The organism is Mycobacterium sp., assembly GCF_049673265.1.
Classification (GTDB): Bacteria; Actinomycetota; Actinomycetes; order Mycobacteriales; family Mycobacteriaceae; genus Mycobacterium.
The window spans coordinates 1-1,988 of sequence record NZ_JBATXN010000043.1 but is presented as its reverse complement, the minus strand read 5'-3'; the positions used below and the strand labels follow the sequence as shown (position 1 = coordinate 1,988).

The 1,988-nt window shown below is 62.1% G+C and carries 2 protein-coding genes and 1 pseudogene; 2 read left to right on the top strand and 1 reads right to left on the bottom strand.

All coding sequences use genetic code 11. From position 1 onward, the window contains the following. Positions 1-692, top strand: a 692-nt coding sequence (locus tag WBF82_RS01515; protein WP_424381340.1) for a cytochrome P450, incomplete at its 5' end; no start/stop codon positions are given. Between the two features lie 72 nt (positions 693-764). After that, positions 765-1,568 (top strand): phthiotriol/phenolphthiotriol dimycocerosates methyltransferase, encoded by an 804-nt coding sequence (locus WBF82_RS01510; RefSeq protein WP_424381339.1) that lies wholly within the window; start codon positions 765-767, stop codon positions 1,566-1,568. Between the two features lie 6 nt (positions 1,569-1,574). On the opposite strand, the pseudogene WBF82_RS01505 reads toward WBF82_RS01510, so the two are convergent. After that, a pseudogene (locus WBF82_RS01505) lies at positions 1,575-1,988 on the bottom strand (NAD(P)/FAD-dependent oxidoreductase); the annotation flags it as partial.

The window sequence follows — 1,988 nt, the reverse complement described above, 5'->3', positions numbered from 1 at the left end:
CATTAGCGGAGCGCAAAGATGTGCTCGCGGTGCTGCTACGAGTCCGCGACGACAACGGCGAGCCAATCCCCGATCGGCACATCGCCAACGAGCTGCTGACGTTGGTGGGTGCCGGTCATGAGACGACCGCGAACCAGATGGCCTGGATACTGGAGCAATTGCGCCGGCACCCACAGGTATTGGAGCGCCTTGTCGAAGAAACGGACGCCGGCGGATCGGCCTTGCGAGTAGCGACGATCTACGAGGCGCAGCGCATCCGGCCCAGTATCGAGGCTTCCTTTCGGCGTACGAAGACACGAATTCGGTTGGGAGACTGGGTCCTTCCCGAGGGCATCCATGTGACGGTCAACTTCCAGCTTGCCCACGAGTCAGCCGTCAACTTCCCCGACCCGGATAGGTTCAATCCGGACCGATTCCTCAACATCAACCCGAAGCCATTTCGGTGGATGCCGTTCGGCGGGGGCGTAAACCGTTGCCCCGGCGCGTCGTACGCGCACATGGAGATGGACATCGCATTGCGCACCCTGCTTCGCGAATTTCGGTTCGAGCCGACCGATGCACGAGGCGAGCGACGCCGCTACCGGGGTGTGGCAATCATGCCGTCGCGCGGCGGCCGCGCGGTGGTCCACCGCCGAAAGGCCGCGACGCCGCGTGATCATGCCCCGATGTCGGTGGGCAACTCGGGCAACTGAACGCGCGGAAATCGCTGTGCTGACGTCGCAACCCGCTGCCGAACCCTCCCTGGCATACTGCCTGGCATGCCCATGACTGCTACAGAACGTATCGCCGACGTCGGCGTCAGGCTGTTCAAAGACTTCATGACTAAAGTCTGGTATCCCTTTTTGACCCGCCGACTCGATGCGCAAGGGGTCACCTTCCTCAACTTCGGATATGAGGAGGACCCGCCAATGGGCGTGCCGCTGGACGGGGCCGACGAACCCAATCGCTACAACATCCAGCTCTACCATGCCGTGGCAACCCAAGCCGATCTCGAAGGCAAAAAGGTGCTGGAAGTCAGTTGCGGCCACGGCGGTGGAGCGTCCTACCTCACCCGCACATTGCACCCGGCCTCCTACACGGGGCTGGACTACAATCCGGACGGTGTCGCCTACTGCAAGAAGACGCACAACCTGCCCGGGCTGGACTTTGTGCAAGGCAATGCCGAGGAGCTGCCGTTCGGCGACGAATCCTTCGACGCGGTAATCAATGTCGAGGCCTCGCACGCCTACCCACAGCTCTCTCGTTTCCTCGCCGAAGCCGCGCGCGTCCTACGCCCTGGCGGGCACTTTCTGTACACCGATTTCCGCGGCGACAACGAGTTTTCCGGGTGGGACGCAGCGCTAGCCGAAATGCCTTTGCGCCAAGTTTCGGCACGAGTCATCAACGATTGCGTAGTTCGCTCGCTCGACAAGAACTCGCAACGTTCACTTGAGCTGGTCGGCGGCCGGCTGCCGGCGTTCATGCGGCCGTTCGGGCGCCGTTTCGCCGGTGTGCCAGGTACCGGAATCTACCGCCGCTTCGAAAACCGGACGGCCGAGTACCGGATGTACAGCTTTATCAAAGACTGAGTGACGTCAGGCTATCGCGTAGTCCGACAACGGGAATCGCTCCTGCTCCTTGACGGCGCTGCGCACCGACGTCGGCCGGAACAGCGGGGCTTCACCCTTGCCGGTGTGGTTGCGGAACCAATACGACCGCGAATTCACGCAGCTGCCGAGCTCAAACGCCGAGTCTTCCAGCAGCTTGATCATCCGGGCCAGGAAGCGGGCGTTGGCCTCTTCCGTGACCTCGAAGGTCCGCGCACCGCGGCGTTGGACTTCGCCGAAAAGCCGATCCATATGGCGCATCTGGTATTCCACCGTGTTGAACCACGACAATCCCACCCACGCATACGGGCTGGCCATCGACAAGAAGTTAGGGAAGTGCGGCATCGAAATGCCCTCATAGGCCTGGAATTGCGTTTCCCGCCACCACTTTCCGAGGTTGCG